This is a genomic window from Humibacter soli (assembly GCF_054779035.1).
Map to the genome: position 1 here is coordinate 969,364 of NZ_BAAGYX010000001.1, position 17,271 is coordinate 986,634.

Annotated in this window: 14 protein-coding genes and 1 other RNA gene; 8 read left to right on the forward strand and 7 right to left on the reverse strand. The window is 67.6% G+C overall.

All coding sequences use genetic code 11. The features are described from left to right. Nucleotides 1-22: 22 nt before the first annotated feature. Complete coding sequence (sucB, locus tag ACYVDN_RS04510; protein WP_460568859.1) at nucleotides 23-1,546, forward strand: 2-oxoglutarate dehydrogenase, E2 component, dihydrolipoamide succinyltransferase; 1,524 nt, start codon at nucleotides 23-25, stop codon at nucleotides 1,544-1,546. Nucleotides 1,547-1,568: 22 nt separating this feature from the next. On the opposite strand, the gene ACYVDN_RS04515 is transcribed toward sucB, so the two are convergent. Continuing rightward, nucleotides 1,569-3,041: a protein kinase family protein gene (locus tag ACYVDN_RS04515; RefSeq protein ID WP_460568861.1), complete on the reverse strand. Its 1,473-nt coding sequence runs from the start codon at nucleotides 3,039-3,041 to the stop codon at nucleotides 1,569-1,571. 107 nt (nucleotides 3,042-3,148) lie between these two features. On the opposite strand from ACYVDN_RS04515, the gene lipB reads away from it, so the two are divergent. From lipB to ACYVDN_RS04530, 3 genes are all read left to right on the forward strand, one after another. Beyond that, nucleotides 3,149-3,784 (forward strand): lipoate--protein ligase family protein, encoded by a 636-nt coding sequence (lipB, locus tag ACYVDN_RS04520; protein WP_460568863.1) that lies wholly within the window; start codon nucleotides 3,149-3,151, stop codon nucleotides 3,782-3,784. Beyond that, a complete protein-coding gene (lipA, locus tag ACYVDN_RS04525) occupies nucleotides 3,781-4,767 on the forward strand; it encodes a lipoyl synthase (RefSeq protein WP_460568865.1) in 987 nt (328 codons plus the stop codon). The genes lipB and lipA overlap by 4 nt, the downstream gene beginning before the upstream one ends. A 65-nt stretch (nucleotides 4,768-4,832) precedes the next feature. Continuing rightward, on the forward strand, nucleotides 4,833-5,534 hold the full coding sequence (locus ACYVDN_RS04530) for a DUF4191 domain-containing protein (protein ID WP_460568867.1): 702 nt from the start codon (nucleotides 4,833-4,835) through the stop codon (nucleotides 5,532-5,534). Between the two features lie 268 nt (nucleotides 5,535-5,802). Here the strand turns inward: ACYVDN_RS04530 and ACYVDN_RS04535 are convergent, their stop codons facing one another. After that, nucleotides 5,803-6,231, reverse strand: coding sequence for an RDD family protein (locus ACYVDN_RS04535; RefSeq protein ID WP_460568869.1), 429 nt, complete (start codon nucleotides 6,229-6,231; stop codon nucleotides 5,803-5,805). 162 nt (nucleotides 6,232-6,393) lie between these two features. Here ACYVDN_RS04535 and glnA (ACYVDN_RS04540) point away from each other — a divergent pair, with 162 nt between their 5' ends. Next, nucleotides 6,394-7,818 (forward strand): type I glutamate--ammonia ligase, encoded by a 1,425-nt coding sequence (glnA, locus tag ACYVDN_RS04540; protein WP_460568871.1) that lies wholly within the window; start codon nucleotides 6,394-6,396, stop codon nucleotides 7,816-7,818. An 87-nt stretch (nucleotides 7,819-7,905) separates the two neighbouring features. Here glnA (ACYVDN_RS04540) and ACYVDN_RS04545 read toward each other — a convergent pair whose 3' ends face one another. Both ACYVDN_RS04545 and glnA (ACYVDN_RS04550) read right to left on the reverse strand, forming a co-directional pair. Next, nucleotides 7,906-10,869, reverse strand: coding sequence for a bifunctional glutamine-synthetase adenylyltransferase/deadenyltransferase (locus ACYVDN_RS04545; RefSeq protein ID WP_460568873.1), 2,964 nt, complete (start codon nucleotides 10,867-10,869; stop codon nucleotides 7,906-7,908). Nucleotides 10,870-10,898: 29 nt separating this feature from the next. After that, entirely contained in the window at nucleotides 10,899-12,236 is a 1,338-nt protein-coding gene (glnA, locus tag ACYVDN_RS04550) for a glutamine synthetase family protein (protein ID WP_460568875.1), read from the reverse strand. Nucleotides 12,237-12,347: 111 nt separating this feature from the next. Between glnA (ACYVDN_RS04550) and panB the strand changes: the two genes are divergently transcribed. Then, nucleotides 12,348-13,217 (forward strand): 3-methyl-2-oxobutanoate hydroxymethyltransferase, encoded by an 870-nt coding sequence (panB, locus tag ACYVDN_RS04555; protein WP_460568877.1) that lies wholly within the window; start codon nucleotides 12,348-12,350, stop codon nucleotides 13,215-13,217. A 71-nt stretch (nucleotides 13,218-13,288) separates the two neighbouring features. Here the strand turns inward: panB and ACYVDN_RS04560 are convergent, their stop codons facing one another. Next, nucleotides 13,289-13,483, reverse strand: coding sequence for an SPOR domain-containing protein (locus ACYVDN_RS04560; RefSeq protein ID WP_460568879.1), 195 nt, complete (start codon nucleotides 13,481-13,483; stop codon nucleotides 13,289-13,291). Between the two features lie 12 nt (nucleotides 13,484-13,495). On the opposite strand from ACYVDN_RS04560, the gene map reads away from it, so the two are divergent. Both map and ppgK read left to right on the forward strand, forming a co-directional pair. Further along, a complete protein-coding gene (map, locus tag ACYVDN_RS04565) occupies nucleotides 13,496-14,362 on the forward strand; it encodes a type I methionyl aminopeptidase (protein ID WP_460568881.1) in 867 nt (288 codons plus the stop codon). Between the two features lie 58 nt (nucleotides 14,363-14,420). Next, a complete protein-coding gene (ppgK, locus tag ACYVDN_RS04570; protein ID WP_460568883.1) occupies nucleotides 14,421-15,191 on the forward strand; it encodes a polyphosphate--glucose phosphotransferase in 771 nt (256 codons plus the stop codon). 21 nt (nucleotides 15,192-15,212) lie between these two features. Here ppgK and ACYVDN_RS04575 read toward each other — a convergent pair whose 3' ends face one another. Then, nucleotides 15,213-16,661: an ABC transporter permease gene (locus ACYVDN_RS04575; protein WP_460568885.1), complete on the reverse strand. Its 1,449-nt coding sequence runs from the start codon at nucleotides 16,659-16,661 to the stop codon at nucleotides 15,213-15,215. Nucleotides 16,662-16,784: 123 nt separating this feature from the next. Then, an RNA gene (rnpB, locus tag ACYVDN_RS04580) (RNase P RNA component class A) lies at nucleotides 16,785-17,175 on the reverse strand. Between the last annotated feature and the right edge of the window lie 96 nt (nucleotides 17,176-17,271).

Genomic DNA, 17,271 nt, shown 5'->3' on the forward strand with positions numbered 1-17,271 from the left:
CATTCTTGAAGGAGACATGGTCATGAGCGAATCCGTCAGCCTCCCGGCACTCGGCGAGAGTGTCACGGAAGGCACGGTAACCCGCTGGCTGAAGAACGTCGGCGATCGCGTCGAGGTCGATGAGCCTCTGCTCGAGGTGTCCACAGACAAGGTGGACACCGAGATCCCCTCGCCCGTCGCGGGCATTATCGAGCAGATTCTCGTTCAGGAAGACGAGACCGTCGAGGTGGGAACCGCGCTCGTCACCATCGGTGACGGTTCGGGTGCTCAGGACGCAGCTCCCGCCGCGCCCGCGGAGGCCGCCCCGGCTCCCGAGGCGGCGCCTGCGCAGGAAGCACCCGCCCCTGCCGCTCCCGCGGAGGCCGCACCGGCTCAGCCTGCTCCTGTTCAGGAGGCTCCGGCACAGCCCGCACCTGCTCCCCAGGAGCAGCCGGCTCCGCAGCCCGTGCAGCCCGCTCCGGTCGCCGAAGCTCCTGCACAGGCCCCCGCGCCTGCCGCACCCGTCGCCCAGCCGGCACCTGCTGCACCGTCGGTTCCTGCCGCCCCTGCGGCTCCGGCTGCTGCAGCACCCGCACCGGCAGCCCCCGCTGCCGCTCCCGTTGCGCCGACCGCACCAGAGCCCACTGTCTCCGGCTCGCACGCGGGCGGCGGTTACGTCACCCCGATCGTGCGCAAGCTCGCGAACGAGCAAGGTGTCGACCTGAACACCGTGACCGGCACGGGCGTCGGCGGGCGCATCCGCAAGGAAGACGTGCTGAGCGCGGGAACCGGCGCCGCTGTTGCGGCGGCCGCCCCTACCGCGCCCGCGAGCACGAAGCTCGAGACCTCGCCGCTCCGCGGCACTGTGCAGCCGATGTCGCGCCTGCGCAAGGTCGTCGCCGATCGCGCCGTGGTCTCGATGCAGAACTCGGCACAGCTCACCACCGTCGTCGAGGTGGACGTGACGAAGGTGGCAGCGCTCCGCACGCGCGTCAAGGGCGACTTCGAGAAGGCAACCGGAACGAAGCTGTCCTTCCTGCCGTTCTTCACGCTGGCTGCCGCCGAGGCGCTGAAGGCCTACCCGGTGATCAACGCAACGGTCGACGGTGAGAACATCGTCTACCCGGATCACGAGAACATCTCGATCGCCGTCGACACCGAGCGTGGCCTGCTCACGCCGGTCGTTCGTGAGGCCAGCACGCTGAACATCGCGCAGTTGTCGCAGCAGATCGCCGATCTCGCACAGCGTACGCGCGACAACAAGCTGAAGCCGGACGAGCTCGCGGGCGGCACCTTCACGGTCACCAACACAGGTTCCCGTGGCGCGCTGTTCGACACTCCGCTGGTGTTCCTGCCGCAGGTCGCCATCCTCGGCACCGGAATCGTGTCGAAGAAGCCCGTCGTCGTGCAGACGGACGGTGGCGACGCCATCGCCGTGCGTTCGACCGTCTACCTCGCGCTCTCGTACGACCACCGCATCGTCGACGGTGCGGATGCCGCACGCTTCCTCGTCGCGGTGAAGAACCGCCTCGAAGAGGCCGCGTTCGAGTCCGACCTGGGTATCTGACCCGAAGAGCGACATACGACGCTCAGTTCTCGAACAGAGCACGTAGACGCCAACCGGCGTCGGTCCTGATCAACAGGGCCGACGCCGGTTTCGTCTCTGTGCCCTCTCCACCAGCGATCGCGATCACGGCGGCATCTCCCAGGGACTCGGTGAGGGAGAGCTGCGACTCCGAAGGAGCAGGCGCCGTACGCGCACCGGCGGCCACGAGAGCCGTGTCGGCTGCCAGGATCGGTGAGCCTTCCTGCTCGACCTCGGTGAGCCCCTCGGCGTCGGCGCGCTCGAGACATCCGCTCCGCACGCTGAGAAGCGATGCCGCCGCCGTGACGGGGTCGTCGCCGGATATTCGCATGGCATCGGACGAGACCGGCTTCGGAGACGCTGATGGCCGCGGCCCGGACTCGGCCGAACGATGCCCGGGTTCCTGCGACGCGCCCGGCTCTGCATGCCCGGGTGAGTTCCCCGGCGGGAGAACGAGCAACGCTCCCACCGTCACTGCTGCCGCCGCACCCGCTGCGACCACCAGGGCCCGGCGCCGGGTGCGTGCGACCGAGCGAACACGAGTTCCGATCGTCACGCCGACGCCGTGTTCCATGAGCGACAGTGCCGCCGCAGCCAGGCCCGTCGCGGCTCGTCTCCTCTGGTTTCGCTCCCGCTTGGGAGACGAATCGCGGCCATCCGAATCCACGCCGACACCGTCGTCGTCTGTTTCGGTATGGATCGACGCAGGTCGCAATCTCTCGGCGGAGGCCGAGGAGATCACCGTGGCTTGTGATGTGCCGACAGGTGATGCCGGGCCGAGCGCGAAGAGCACCCGTTGGGCTCGGCCGACGGCCGACGGCTCGTCGCTGCCCGCTGAAGCGATAGCTCGCACTGCCTCACGGCACCGCGAGATGCGTTCGCGATCGGTCACGTCGACCCTGTCGAATACGGCGTCTGCGACATCTGCCGCGCACACCCAATCGCTCAGCTGTCGCGCCGGGGTCGAACGCTCCGACCGGCCGAACCCGACAAGCACGGGTCGGCCGGCCGCATCGAGCCGCACCGTCGACAGCGAGAGCGCTCCGTGACTCCAGCCCGCGGAGTGCAGCGCGCGCACGCCGCGCAGGACCGACACGACCAGGGTGACGGCCTCCCCCGCCTCCAACGGGCCGCGATCGCCCACCAGGCTCGCGAGGGTCGGTCCTCTGAGCCGCTCCATGACCAGGCAGCGCGGCCGATCCGCGACCACGCTCACATCGAGAAGCCGCACGACGTGCGGTGACGACACGGATGCCAGGCACTCCGTCTCTGCGACGAACGAGTCGTCACCCACTGCGTCGTTGACAGCCTTCACCGCGACCTCGTCCGCACCGTCGGACGCCAGGTAGACCACCCCGCGAGTGCCCCTGCCGATGGTGCGCAGCAGGCGATAGCCCGCCAGGCTCTGCCACACCGTCGAGGCAGGCTCGGCATCGGGCGCGGAGTGTTCGGCGGTCAGAGAGGCGCGTGCGGTCATACTGCCATGGTTCTCGACTCGCACCGGGCGCCGAGGGGCGATCGTGCGAACTGTTCGACTCCCGCCGCACGACGGGCGTGGGGAGGAGAGGCCGTAGACTGCAGAACGTGATCGACTACGTCGTCACGGGGCTAAGCGCCAACTCCGTGCCGTATCTCGACGCCCTCGAACAGCAGCGTGCCGTGCACGCGGCTGTTGTCGACGGGCGGGCGCCTGACACTGTCCTTCTGCTCGAGCACGAGTCCGTCTTCACGGCGGGCAAGCGCACGGAGCCCGATGAACGTCCGACAGACGGCACTCCGGTGATCGACGTCGACAGGGGCGGCAAGATCACCTGGCACGGCCCAGGTCAGCTGGTCGGCTACCCGATCCTGCGCCTCGCGGAACCCATCGATGTGGTGGGCTATGTACGCCGCCTCGAGGGCATGCTCATCGACGTGCTCGCGGAGCTCGGCGTCGATGGGCACCGAGTGGATGGCCGCAGCGGGGTCTGGGTCTCGACCGACGGCCCAGACGCGAAGATCGCCGCCATCGGCATCCGCGTCGCCTCGGGGGTCACCATGCACGGCTTCGCGCTCAATTGCTCGAACGACCTCGCGCCATACGAACGCATCGTGGCGTGTGGCATCAGGGACGCCGGCGTCACGACCATCTCGCGCGAGGTGGGTCGCCTGGTGACGCCGCAGGATGCTGCTCTCCTGGTGCAGCAGCACTTCGAGTCCGTGATCGGCGTCGCGGCATGACCGCCGCACCCGAGGGGCGCAGGATGCTGCGCCTCGAGGCCCGCAACGCCCAGACGCCCATCGAACGCAAGCCGGAGTGGATCAAGACCCGAGCACGGATGGGGCCCGAGTACACACAGCTGCAGCAGCTGGTGAAGACCGAAGAGCTGCACACGGTGTGTCAAGAGGCGGGATGCCCGAACATCTACGAGTGCTGGGAGGATCGCGAGGCGACCTTCCTCATCGGCGGCAGCCAGTGCACCCGGAGGTGCGACTTCTGCCAGATCGACACCGGCAAGCCGGCCGCATTCGACGCCGACGAGCCCCGCAGGGTCGGTGAGAGCGTCGCCCGCATGGGACTGCGCTACGCGACGGTCACAGGAGTCGCCCGCGACGACCTGGTCGACGAGGGATCGTGGCTGTACGCCGAGACGATCCGGCAGATCCATCTGCAGGCACCCGGCACGGGTGTCGAGATCCTGGTGCCCGACTTCTCGGGCCGACCAGAGCACCTGCAGCGGGTGTTCGACGCCGATCCGGAGGTCTTCGCTCACAACGTCGAGACCGTGCCGAGGTTGTTCAAGCGCATCCGTCCAGCCTTCAGCTACGAGCGATCGCTGGATGTCATCACGCAGGCCCGCAACGCCGGCATGATCACGAAGTCCAACCTGATCCTCGGCATGGGTGAGGAGCGGGAGGAGGTCACCGAGGCGCTCAGGCATCTGCACGACGCGGGCACCGACATCCTGACGATCACGCAGTACCTGCGGCCCAGTCCGCGTCATCTGCCGGTCGCGCGCTGGGTGCGCCCCGAGGAGTTCGTCGAGCTGAAGTCCGAGGCCGAGGCGATCGGATTCCTTGGAGTTCTCGCCGGGCCGCTCGTGCGTTCGTCGTATCGCGCCGGTCGCCTGTGGGCGCAGTCGATGGCCGCGAAGGGCCGCGAGATCCCTGTCCGCTTCAGCGCGCTCGCCGACGCCTCGCTCGGCTTCGCGCAAGCGGTCTGACAGCTGCGGCCCGGCGCGCCTTCCCCCAGCGTGCCGGGCCGCTCCGAGCCGGTATTCTGGTGACCATGGCACGTAAGGACACCGCAGCGGCGAAGGAACCCGGCCGCATCAAGCAGATGTGGCAGGTCTTCCAGATGACCCGCCGCTACGACTCCCGCGCGCAGTGGTACATGCTGGGGACACTGCTTCTCGGCGTCGTGCTCGGGCTCGTGGTCGCGTTCACCCTCGGTGGTGGCAACGTCTTCAGCATCGTGCTGTGGGTCGTCGCCGGCTTTCTGCTCGGCGCTCTCGGCGCCATCATCGTGCTCGGTCGCAGGGCCGAGCGTGCCGCCTACTCGCAGATCGAAGGACAGCCGGGTGCGGTCGGCGCCGTGCTACGCAGCTCGTTGAAGCGCTCGTGGCGAGGCAGCGAGATGCCCGTCGCCGTGAACGGCCGAACTCGCGACGCCGTCTACCGTGCTGTCGGCAGGGGCGGCATCGTGCTGATCGGCGAGGGACCGGAGTCCCGCACCCGCAAGATGGTCGAGGATGAGCGGCGCAAGGTCGCACGCATCGTTCCCAACGTTCCGATCAACGTCTTCAACGTCGGGCCCGACAAGGACGCCGTTCCGCTGCACAAGCTCGCCGGACGCATGGCGAAGATCAAGGTCGCCCTGACCAAGCCCGAGGTTCTGGCCGTCGACAACCGCCTGACCTCGCTCGGCACGCAGATGCCGATCCCGAAGGGCGTCGACCCGCTCAAGGTCCGCCCGCAGCGCGCGCGATAACTTACTGCGCCGGGCAGGGACCGGCGCACGCGTCGACAACGTGACCCGCTCTGCATAGGCGGGGGCTATGCCGCCGCCGGTCGTCACGGCGCGCTAAGCCAACCGCGGTGCGCCGGGCGGGGATCGGCGCACGCGTCGACAACGTGACCCGCTCTGCATAGGCGGGGGCTACGCCGCCGCCGGTCGTCACGGCGCGCTAGGCCAACCGCGGCGCGCCGGGCGGGGACCGGCGCGCAAAACGACGCAGGGACCGGCGCGCAAAACGACTTCAGTTCCGGATCAGGATGGTTCCCGCTACCTTGTCGTGGAATCCCCGCTGATCGGAATCCCACACGAGCGCGGGAACCACGATGCACAGCAGCACGGTGCGCACGAGCGGTCGCCACAGCCCGACCCACTGGCCGTTCAGCGCGACGAGTCGCAGACCGACGATGCGATGACCGATGCTGCCGCCGATCGTCGGGATGAAGATGTACTGCAGAACCGCGAAGATCGCGAGCGTCGCGAAGCCGTCGTAGTGGAAGAACGCGAACGACAACAAGGACGCGATCGCCCAGTCGATGATGAGTCCGAGGATGCGTCGCCCTGGCCGCCCAACCGATCGCGGCCCGGACTCGGGGAGTCCGAGTCGTTCTCCCGGGTATTTGCTGGGTGCGAGGTCGCCGAAGCGACGCGGTTCGGTGGGGGGCGTTGGCACCGCCAGAGTCTATCGATCCGCCCTGCGTCCACCCTCGGCGTAACATGCTGGAAACAATTGCGATACGGCCGGGAAACCGCGCACCCCTAGCCTGACCTCACCGGACACCGGCTGCCTTCGCAACCGACCTTCCGACCATCGTCATCAGCTTGGAGAGCCCACATGTTTCGTGATTCTTCCGAGGTGCTCGCGTTCATCAAGGACACGGATGTCAAGTTCCTCGACATCCGCTTCACCGATCTTCCCGGTGTGCAGCAGCACTTCAACATCCCCGCGTCCACCGTCGATGAGGAGTTCTTCTCGGTCGGACAGCTGTTCGACGGCTCGTCGATCCGTGGTTTCGCGTCGATCCACGAGTCCGACATGCAGCTCATCCCCGACGTCTCCACCGCGTACATCGACCCGTTCCGCGTCGAGCGCACGCTGGTGATGGTCTTCGACATCTTCAACCCGCGCAACGGCGAGGTGTACGGCAAGGACCCGCGCCAGGTCGCGAAGAAGGCCGAGAAATACCTCGCGTCGACCGGTATCGCCGACACCGCGTTCTTCGCCCCCGAGGCCGAGTTCTACATCTTCGACGACGTGCGCTACGAGGTGAAGCAGAACGCCGCCTTCCACATCGTGGACTCCGAGGAGGCCGCGTGGAACACCGGACGCGCCGAGGACGGCGGCAACCTGGGCAACAAGACCCCGTACAAGGGCGGCTACTTCCCGGTCTCCCCCGTCGACAAGACCGCCGACCTGCGCGACGACATCTCCCTCAAGCTGATCGACGCGGGCCTCGAGCTCGAGCGCGCCCACCACGAGGTCGGCACGGGCGGTCAGCAGGAGATCAACTACCGCTTCGACACGATGGTGCACGCGGCAGACGACATCCTGAAGTTCAAGTACATCGTGAAGAACACCGCTGAGCAGTGGGGCAAGACGGCGACGTTCATGCCGAAGCCTCTGTTCGGCGACAACGGTTCCGGTATGCACACGCACCAGTCGCTGTGGAACGAGGGCAAGCCGTTGTTCTACGACGAGGCGGGCTACGGCGGACTCTCCGACGTCGCGCGCTGGTACATCGGCGGTCTGCTCAAGCACGCCGCGAGTGTTCTCGCCTTCACGAACCCGACGGTGAACTCGTACCACCGTCTCGTTCCGGGCTTCGAGGCGCCGGTCAACCTGGTCTACTCGGCCGGTAACCGCTCGGCAGCCATCCGCATCCCGATCACGGGCACCAACCCGAAGGCCAAGCGCATCGAGTTCCGCGCTCCCGATGCCTCCGGCAACCCGTATCTCGCCTTCGCTGCGCAGCTGATGGCCGGTATCGACGGCATCCGCAACCGCATCGAGCCGCACGAGCCGGTCGACAAGGACCTCTACGAGCTTCCGCCCGAGGAGGCCAAGTCGATTCCGCAGGTTCCTGGCACTCTGGATGCCGTGCTCGACGCCCTCGAGGCCGACCACGACTTCCTCACCGCGGGTGGCGTGTTCACCCCCGAGCTCATCGAGACGTGGATCGACTACAAGCGCGAGAAGGAGATCAAGCCCCTCGCGCAGCGTCCGCACCCCTTCGAGTTCGAGCTGTACTACGGGGTGTAGTTCCTCACCGCGTCAACGACCGAGCGGGTCGTCCCACACCGGGACGGCCCGCTTCGTCGTCGGAAGGGCGAACGGGATGTGCGCGGCTCAGGCGTCGTAGAAGTTGCGCTCGAAGACAGCGCGGGCACGACGCGTCACGGCGAGGTACTCCTCCTCGAGACGGCTTGCCGAGCCGTGCGGCATGCCGAGAAGCCGAGCGACGCCTTCGAGGGCACGTCGCTCCGCAGGGAGCAGATCCGATGTCTTGTTCGTCCAGAGGGTGACGGCACTCCGGGCGCGCGACGCAAGGATCCAGGCATCGCGCAGCCGTTCGGCATCCGACTCCTCGATCAGGTCGAGCTCGACGCAGGCGTCGAGAGCGTGCAGCGTGGAGGTGGTGCGCAGCGCGGGCGACTTCGCCGCATGCTGGAGCTGCTGCAGCTGCACGAGCCACTCGACGTCGCTCAGCGAGCCCCTGCCGAGCTTCAGGTGCCGCGAAGGATCGGCACCCTGCGGAAGACGCTCGTTCTCCACCCTTGCCTTGATGCGCTTGACCTCGCGCACCTCGCGCTCGCTGATCGAGCTCGGGTAGCGCACGGTGTCGGCGAGCTCCTCGAAGTCCGCGAGCAGCGCCGTGTCACCCGCGCAGCCTCTCGCCCGCAGGAGGGCTTGAGCCTCCCAGGTCAGGGACCAGCGCCGGTAGTACGCACGATAGGAGTCGAGGGACCGCGCTGGCGGCCCGTTCTTGCCCTCCGGCCGCAGGTCCATGTCGAGCTCGAGCGGAAGCCGCGGGTCGTCGGTGAGCCTGTTCAGCTCGGAGATCAGAGCGAGAGCCGCACGGTGGGCTGCGTCGGCCTTGCCTTCGTCAGCGCGGAACACGTAGATGACGTCGGCGTCCGAGCCGAAGCCGAGCTCGCGTCCGCCGAAGCGGCCCATCGCGATGACCGCGAACTCGAAGAAGGGCTCCTGCCGCTGTCTGATCGCTGCGAGGATGCCCGCGATCGTCGCCTCCGTGATGTCGGTCAGTCCGCGTGCGAGGTCCTCGACGGTGCCGATTCCGAGGATGCCCGCGAAGGCCAGACGCAGCACCTCGCGCCTCCTCACCGCTCGGATCGCCCTTGCGGCGGCATCCGGGGTCTCGTGCCGGTCGAGGATGGCGTCGACTTCGTCATCCAGTGCCGAGCGTTCGCGCGGGCGCAGGTCGGCGTCATCGTCGAGCCACGCGACGCTCTCCGGGATCAGCCCCAGCAGCTCTCCGGCGAAGCGGGATCCGGAGAGCACGCGGGTGAGTCTCTCGGCTGCGCCGGACGAGTCGCGGAGCATCCGCAGGAACCAGTGCGTGCCGCCGAGGTCTTCGCTGAGCCGCCGAAAGGTGAGCAGCCCGTAGTCGGGGTCGGCGCCGTCGGCGAACCACTGCAGCATCACGGGCAGCAGCGTGCGTTGGATGGCCGCACGTCTCGACACGCCTGCGGTGAGCGCGGCGATGTGCATCAGCGCGCCGTGCGGGTCCACGAATCCGATTGCGGCGAGTCGTGCCTCCGCTTGTTCCCCCGTCAGCGTGCTCTCCTCGTCGGGAAGAGCAGCGACCGCGGAGAGCAGCGGTCGGTAGAACAAGCGCTCGTGGAGGCCGCGCACGCGACGTTTCACGCCGGTCCAGACATCCGTCAGCTCCCGCGCGCTGCCGGCGAGGCCTGTCGCCCTGGCGAGGGTGCGCAGCCTGTGCTCCTCGCGCGGCATCAGGTGGGTGCGCCTCAGCTCGGAGAGCTGGATCCTGTGCTCGAGAAGGCGCAGGGTGCGGTAGTCGCGTGCGAACTCGGCCGACTCTGCTCGTCCGATGTAGCCGCCGGCCGCGAGCGCATCGAGCGCCGGGAGTGTGCCGGCGACCCGCACCGTCTCATCCGTGTGGCCGTGGACGAGCTGCAGGAGCTGAACCGTGAACTCGATGTCGCGCAGCCCACCCGGCCCGAGCTTGAGCTGGCGATCCACCTCGTCGGGCGGGATGTTGTCGGTCACCCGCTCGCGCATGCGCTGCACGGACTCCACGAAGCTGTCCCCCGACGCGCTCCGCCATACGTAGGGTGCGACCGCCTCTGCGTAGCGGCGGCCGAGGTCGGGATCTCCCGCGATCGGACGCGCCTTGAGCAGGGCCTGAAACTCCCAGCCCTTCGCCCATCGGTCGTAGTAGGCGATGTGCGACTCGAGCGTGCGTACGAGAGCGCCGTCCTTGCCCTCCGGCCGCAGGTTGGCGTCCACCTCCCAGAGAGGGGGCTCGACGGCGATCGAGTCGATGCCGCGCATGGTCAGCGTGGCGAGTCGCGTTCCGACGTCGACGGCGCGGCCCGTGGAGACGCCGGCCTCATCGTCTCCCTCGACGACGTAGATGACGTCGACGTCGCTGAGGTAGTTCAGCTCCTTCGCGCCCGTCTTGCCCATGCCGATCACGGCGAGCTTGGTCGCGGCGACGTCGGCTGGCGCGAACATGCCTGGGCCCTTTCCCGACGCCAGGTTCCGCGCCGCGGCCAGCGAAGCGTCGAGCGCCGCGCCGGCCAAGGCCGCGAGCGTGCGCGCCACGTCGTCGAGTCCGTCGACCGGATCCGCCTGCTGCAGGTCGTACGCCGCGATCCGCGTTAAGCGGGTGCGGTATGCCACCCTGAGCGCGGTCCAGGCGTTCTCGCCCTCCGTTTCGGCGTCCGGTCCCGTGACGGAGGCGATCAGATCTCTCCGCAGCTCGTCCTCGGTAGGCAACGAGGTCGCCGGGCTGTCGAACACGTCAAGTGCGTCCGGCACCCTGACGAGGAAGTCCGCGAGTCCGCTGGATGCCCCGAGCACCAGCAGCAGCCGCGCGAGCGCTTCCCGGTCGGTCAGCGTGCGGGCGCACTCCTCCGGTCTCCTGCGCACGAGCACCAGGAGACGCTCCAGTGCGGCATCCGGATCGGCGACGCCCGCGAACAAACCGAGCGCGTCATCCTGGGTCGGACCGCCCGCCTCGGAGAGCTCGTCGAGGTTTGCGCGCGCCTCGCTCAGCCCGACGAAGCCGGCTCGCGCCAGCGTGGTCAGAGTGATCGGGGGCATCCGCTGGCCATCGATGTGGGAAGGCGCGGTCAGAGGATCTCGAGGTTGGTGCGCAGCTCGTACGGCGTCACCTGAGCCCGGTACTCACGGAACTCGCGCTGCTTGTTGGCGAGCACATAGTTGAAGACCTGCTCCCCCAACGTCTCGGCGACGAGCTCGGACTCCTCCATGCGCTGCACGGCCTGCTCGAGGCTCCACGGGAGGGGCTTGAAGCCGAGGGCGCGACGCTCGGCGTCGCTCAGCGCCCAGACGTCGTCCTCGGCCTCGGCCGGTAGCTCGTACTCCTCTTCGATGCCCTTGAGGCCTGCCGCGAGCAGGAGCGAGTAGGCGAGGTAGGGGTTGGCCGCAGAGTCGATTCCGCGATACTCCACACGAGCGCTCTGGCCCTTGCTCGGCTTGTAGAGCGGAACGCGCACCAGCGCCGACCGGTTGTTGTGACCCCAGCACACGTAGCTCGGGGCCTCGTCCCCTCCCCACAGACGCTTGTAGGAGTTCACGAACTGGTTGGTCACGGCGGTGATTTCCGGCGCATGGTGCAGCAGACCGGCGATGAACTGCCGCGCGACCTTCGAGAGCTGGTACTCGGCGCCCGCTTCGAAGAACGCGTTGGAGTCCCCCTCGAACAGCGAGAGGTGCGTGTGCATACCGCTTCCGGGATGCCCGGTCATCGGCTTCGGCATGAACGTTGCGTACACGCCCTGCTCGATCGCGACCTCCTTCACGACGGTGCGGAAGGTCATGATGTTGTCGGCGGTGGTCAGCGCATCGGCGTACCGCAGATCGATCTCGTTCTGGCCGGGGCCCGCCTCGTGGTGGCTGAACTCGACGGAGATGCCGAGGTCTTCGAGCATCCGCACCGAGCGGCGACGGAAGTCGTGCGCCGTACCACCTGGCACGTTGTCGAAGTACCCGGCCGAGTCGACGGGTACCGGGCCGGACTCCCCGAACTGCGACGACTTCAGCAGGTAGAACTCGATCTCGGGGTGCGTGTAGAAGGTGAACCCGCGGTCGGCAGCCTTCTCCAGCGTGCGCTTCAGCACGTTGCGAGGGTCGGCGACCGCCGGCTCCCCGTCAGGCGTGGTGATGTCGCAGAACATGCGCGCTGTCGGGTCGATCTCGCCGCGCCAGGGCAGAATCTGGAAGGTCGTCGGATCGGGATGAGCAAGCAGATCGGACTCGAACGTGCGGGTCAGTCCCTCGATCGCCGATCCGTCGAATCCGAGGCCCTCGGTGAACGCGCCTTCGACCTCGGCCGGCGCGATGGCGACGGACTTCAGCGTGCCGACGACGTCGGTGAACCACAGTCGAACGAACTTGACGCCGCGCTCCTCGATCGTGCGCAGAACGAAGTCACGCTGCTTGTCCATCTGCCACCTTCCGTCGTGGATCTCAGGTTACCGGCTGCAGCCGCTTCGCCTGCTAAGTGTGCCCCCGTACGCGCCGAGCCGCCCGGCATCCGCCTGGCTAGACTGACGGCCATGGCTGATCAGGCAGCATCCGCACCATCGAGTCCCGCCGAAGAACGTCCCTACGGCGGCTCGCCCGAAGGCCCCAGGCGTGTTCGAACGAGGCACTTCCAGAACGCCAAGGCGAACGGCATCAAGATCACCGGCCTCACGAGCTACGACATGCTGAGCGCCCAGATCTTCGACGCGGCCGGCATCGACTTCCTGTTGGTCGGCGACTCGGCGGGCAACAACGTGTTCGGCTATGAGACGACGCTGCCGGTCAGCGTCGACGACCTGATTCCCCTGACGCGAGCCGTCGCACACGCCGTGACGCGCGCCTTCGTCGTGGCCGACATGCCGTTCGGATCGTACGAGACCGACGTGCAGGATGCGCTCCACACCGCCATCCGCTTCATGAAGGAGACCGGAGCCCACGCGGTCAAGCTCGAAGGCGGTCAGCGCAGCGCGAAGCAGATCCGCCGCATCGTCGATGCGGGCATTCCCGTGATGGCGCACATCGGATACACCCCGCAGAGCGAGCACAAGCTCGGCGGCCACATCATCCAGGGCAGGGGCGACGAGGGCATCGAGCAGCTGCTCGCCGACGCCCACGCGGTGGAGGAGGCCGGCGCGTTCGCGGTCGTGCTGGAGATGGTGCCGGCGGATGCCGCCGCACGAGTGACCGAAGAGTTGGGCATCCCCACCATCGGTGTCGGTGCGGGCCCGCACGTCGACGGACAGCTCCTGGTGTGGACGGACTGGGCCGGATTCACAACCGGTCGGGTCCCCCGCTTCGTGCGGCAGTACGCCGACCTCAAGGGCGTCCTGTCAGACGCCGCGAAGCGCTACAAGGACGACGTCGCCCAGGGCGAGTACCCCGGACCGGAGCACAGCTACTGAGCCTGAGCAGAACTAGCGCGAGACAGAGCTACCGAGAGCTACGCAACGCTGCCGAGAGTCAGGGCAACGCGTCAGTCGTTGGCGTCTTCCTCGGCCCATCGAGCGCTGTTCTCGCGCAGCTTCTCGAGCGCGTGCTCCGCCTCTTCGTGCGTGTCGAAAGGTCCGACCCTGTCAGGGGCGGGCGACTTGAAGCCCTGCTCCACTGCGCCGGTCTTCAGGTTGTACCAGTACTTGTGCTCGATGTCGTTTTCGTACGCCCTGACCATAAGGTTGATCCTATGCCCAAGGACTCATCCGGCCACCTGATCCCCGGCCGCGTCTCTGCTCATCGTGCGGTACCCGCGTCCATTCCGCGTCCGGAATACGTCGGCAAGCCGGGACCCGCGCGTGACGAGCGCGGCGACGTCTACACGGCGGACGAGATCGAACTGATCAGGGAGTCGGGGCGCATCGCAGCTCAGGCGATCGCGCTCGTCGGTGAGCACGTCGCTCCGGGCGTCACGACCGAGGAGCTGGACGTCATCGCGCACGACTTCATGGTCGCGAACGACGCCTATCCGTCGACGCTGGGCTACCGCGGGTACCCGAAGTCGAGCTGCACCTCGGTGAACGAGGTGATCTGCCACGGCATCCCCGACGACACCGTGCTCGAGTCCGGCGACATCGTGAACATCGACATCACCGCGTTCAAGAACGGCTACCACGGCGACAGCAACCAGACGTTCATCGTCGGTGAGGCGTCCGAAGACGTGACGCTCCTGGTGGAACGCACCCGCGAGGCGCTGAACCGCGGCATCAAGGCGGTCGCCCCCGGCAGACAGGTGAACGTGATCGGCCGCGCCATCGAGTCGTACGCCAAGCGGTTCGGCTATGGCGTAGTGCGCGACTTCACGGGCCACGGCGTCGGCCGGTCGTTCCACTCCGGCCTGATCATCCCGCACTACGACTCCGCCCCTGCCTACGACGACGAGATGGTGCCCGGCATGGTCTTCACGATCGAGCCGATGCTGACCCTCGGCACGACGGAGTGGGACATGTGGCCGGATGACTGGACTGTCACCACCCGGGACAAGTCGATCACCGCCCAGTTCGAGCACACGCTCGTCGTGACGGAGCACGGCGCCGAGGTTCTGACGCTTCCGTAGCGGCGCCACATCGGCCGACCTCGCCACATCGCCTCCTCCGGCCGGGTAGATTCTGCTCATGACCTCCACGACGGCTATCGGGATCGACATCGGCGGAACGGGGATCAAGGGGGGTGTCGTCGACCTCGAGACGGGTGAGCTTCTCAGCGATCGTGTCAAGCTCCCCACCCCCAAGGGCGGCGAGCCGGATGACGTCGTCGAGGTCGCACGAGAGGTGCTCGACACCCTCACGGGCAGCGACCGCAAGGACCCTGTCGGGGTGTGCTTCCCCGCGATCGTGAAGGGCGGACGCACGCTGTCCGCGGCGAACGTCTCGAAGAAGTGGATCGGGCTCGAGGCGGAGAAGAAGTTCGAGAAGGCGCTCGAGCGAGACATCCACTTCGTCAACGACGCAGATGCCGCAGGGTACGCCGAGACGACGTTCGGCGCAGCCAAGGGAGTGGACGGCCTCGTGCTGCTCACGACGCTCGGAACCGGCATCGGTTCCGCTCTGATCTACAACGGCGTTCTCGTGCCGAACGCCGAGCTCGGGCACCTGGAGATCGACGGGCACGACGCGGAGAGCCGAGCCGCGTACTCGGCGAAGGAGCGCGAAGACCTCGACTGGAAGCAGTGGGCGAAGCGTCTCAACCGCTACTACGGCTGGCTCGAGTTCCTGTTCTCCCCTGACCTGCTCGTCATCGGCGGAGGAGTCTCGAAGAACTGGGACGAGTTCGCCGACCTTCTCGACCTGAAGACCAAGGCCGTGCCTGCGAAGTTCCGCAACAATGCCGGCATCCTCGGCGCGGCCGCGCTCGCGTCGAACGATCCGAGGGCCGATCGCGGCTGAGTCGCGGGAGCACCACACCTTCTACTCGACGGCGAGGGCCGTCACCGGGGAGACCTGTGTCGCCCGTCGCGTCGGAGCCACCGAGGCGATGAGAGCCAACGCCGAGGCAAGCCCTGCGATGAGCAGGATGAACTGCCAGGGCATGGCGGGTGGCAGCAGACCTCCCGCTGGAATGCTGCCGAGCAGTGTTTGGGCTCCGATCCACCCGTATGCGGTGCCCAGAATCAGTCCGGTGAGCACCGCAGAGACGGTGAGTTGGACGCTCTCGGCCAGGATCATCTGACGCACCTGCTGACGGCTGAAACCGAGGGCTCTGAGCAGCCCGAGTTCGCGGGTGCGCTGGAGAACGCTCAACGACAACGAGTTGACGACGCCGACAGCGGCGATCACTGCGGAGAATCCGACGAGGCCGCTGAATACGCTCATCGTGATGGTGAGGATGTTCGCGGCACCGGCGTACTCGCCGGGCTCCTTCGCGGCTGCGGAGCTGATCATCTCGATCCACGTGGACGCGGCGACCACGAACATGGTGATCAACGTCACGCCGATCACGAGGCCGATCGCCGTACGGGAACTGCGTTCGGGATTGCGCTCGGCGTTCGCGGCGGCGAGACGACCGGCGGCGCCTCGACCGAGAAGCCGACCCACGGTTCGAAGGATGAACGGCATGAACTGCGGAGCAGCCAGAATGATGCCGGTGAAGGAGAGCACGCCGCCGAGCAGGCCGGCCAGAAGGGCATAGTGCGACGACATCGCCAACACCCCGATGCTCGATCGTGCGAACATGCCGAGCCCCGCCGCTAGGCCAAGGGCAAGCAGCGTCGCCCCGCTCAGCGTCAACGCCGCAGCGATTGCCGCGCGACCACGGCTTCGGATGCGCTCGAGAGGACGTTCTTCTGCAGCGCCGAGAGCGTGGATCGGTGTCACCGACAGAACTCGTCGGCTCCCGACCCAGGAGGAGAGCCAGGTCGTCACGACGACGATCGTGGGCGGCGCGATGAGCGACGGTGTCAGCACCGGATAAGCCGCACCGGGCAGCACACCGCCGCTGGTGAGCACCGAGACGGTCAGCAGCGCAAGACCGATCGCGATGACCGCCCCGATCAGTGCGCCGACGATGCCGACGATCAACCCTTCGCGTGCGACCGCTCGTCGTTGCGCCTGAGCGCTGGAACCGATCAGCCGCAGCAAGGCGATGGTGCGTGTGCGTCCGGCGACGATCGTGGCGAACGTGTTCGTCGTCACGATGCTCCCGACGTACACGGCGATGACGAAGAAGACGGCGGCGACGATCACGAGGTCGACCTGGACTGAGCTGTGACGGCCCATGCTCGAGGCGCCGATGTAGGCGCCGAGCACGCTCGTGCAGGAGAGAAGAGCCGTTCCGAATGCCGAGCTCAACGCGGCGACCAGGATGCTCGAGCGATAGTCACGGAGTGGGAATGCGCGCCTGGCCCGACTGCTCTGCATTGCACCGACGCTACCGAGGCGCCGAGGGGCGCCGCGTCCTTCCGTCGACTGATCGGCATCCGACCGAGGGATGAGCACCCGCGCGACTTCCGCCGGCCGAAGTACTTCTCGGCAGGCGATGTGGGAACGGGCCGGCTGATACGCCGGGTTCTGTTCGGGCGCGTGGTGTCTGCACACCGCGCGCCCTGGACGGCCATCTATCTCGGGGGCACGTTGCCGTGACCCTCTAGCGGTCTACCCGGAAACGAGACGAGCAGCCTCATGGTTTCCTGTCTGACCTTGCTCCGAGCGAGGTTTGCCTAGCCGGCCGGGTCACCCCGGTCGCTGGTGGTCTCTTACACCGCCGTTTCACCCTTACCTCCGCTGACGCGGGGGCGGTCTGTTTTCTGTGGCACTGTCTCGCGGGTTGCCCCGGGTGGGTGTTGCCCACCGCCCTGCTCTGTGGAGCCCGGACGTTCCTCGGCGGCTCCCCGACCTAAGGCGAGGATGCCGACGCGACCGTCTTGCCGACCCGTTCCGCCGTCCAGCCTAGCCGAGCCCCATTCCCTCGACCCATTCCCGCGGGACTGCGCCCCCACGCCAACGCGGTGGGTGTAGGCCGCGGTCTTGG

Coding starts and splice junctions, on each gene's coding strand:
- sucB (WP_460568859.1), top strand. CDS start 23: ATGAGCGAATCCGTCAGCCTCCCGGCACTCGGCGAGAGTGTCACGGAA.
- ACYVDN_RS04515 (WP_460568861.1), bottom strand. CDS start 3,041: ATGACCGCACGCGCCTCTCTGACCGCCGAACACTCCGCGCCCGATGCC.
- lipA (WP_460568865.1), top strand. CDS start 3,781: ATGACCGCCGCACCCGAGGGGCGCAGGATGCTGCGCCTCGAGGCCCGC.
- ACYVDN_RS04530 (WP_460568867.1), top strand. CDS start 4,833: ATGGCACGTAAGGACACCGCAGCGGCGAAGGAACCCGGCCGCATCAAG.
- glnA (WP_460568871.1), top strand. CDS start 6,394: ATGTTTCGTGATTCTTCCGAGGTGCTCGCGTTCATCAAGGACACGGAT.
- ACYVDN_RS04545 (WP_460568873.1), bottom strand. CDS start 10,869: ATGCCCCCGATCACTCTGACCACGCTGGCGCGAGCCGGCTTCGTCGGG.
- glnA (WP_460568875.1), bottom strand. CDS start 12,236: ATGGACAAGCAGCGTGACTTCGTTCTGCGCACGATCGAGGAGCGCGGC.
- panB (WP_460568877.1), top strand. CDS start 12,348: ATGGCTGATCAGGCAGCATCCGCACCATCGAGTCCCGCCGAAGAACGT.
- ACYVDN_RS04560 (WP_460568879.1), bottom strand. CDS start 13,483: ATGGTCAGGGCGTACGAAAACGACATCGAGCACAAGTACTGGTACAAC.
- map (WP_460568881.1), top strand. CDS start 13,496: ATGCCCAAGGACTCATCCGGCCACCTGATCCCCGGCCGCGTCTCTGCT.
- ppgK (WP_460568883.1), top strand. CDS start 14,421: ATGACCTCCACGACGGCTATCGGGATCGACATCGGCGGAACGGGGATC.
- ACYVDN_RS04575 (WP_460568885.1), bottom strand. CDS start 16,661: ATGCAGAGCAGTCGGGCCAGGCGCGCATTCCCACTCCGTGACTATCGC.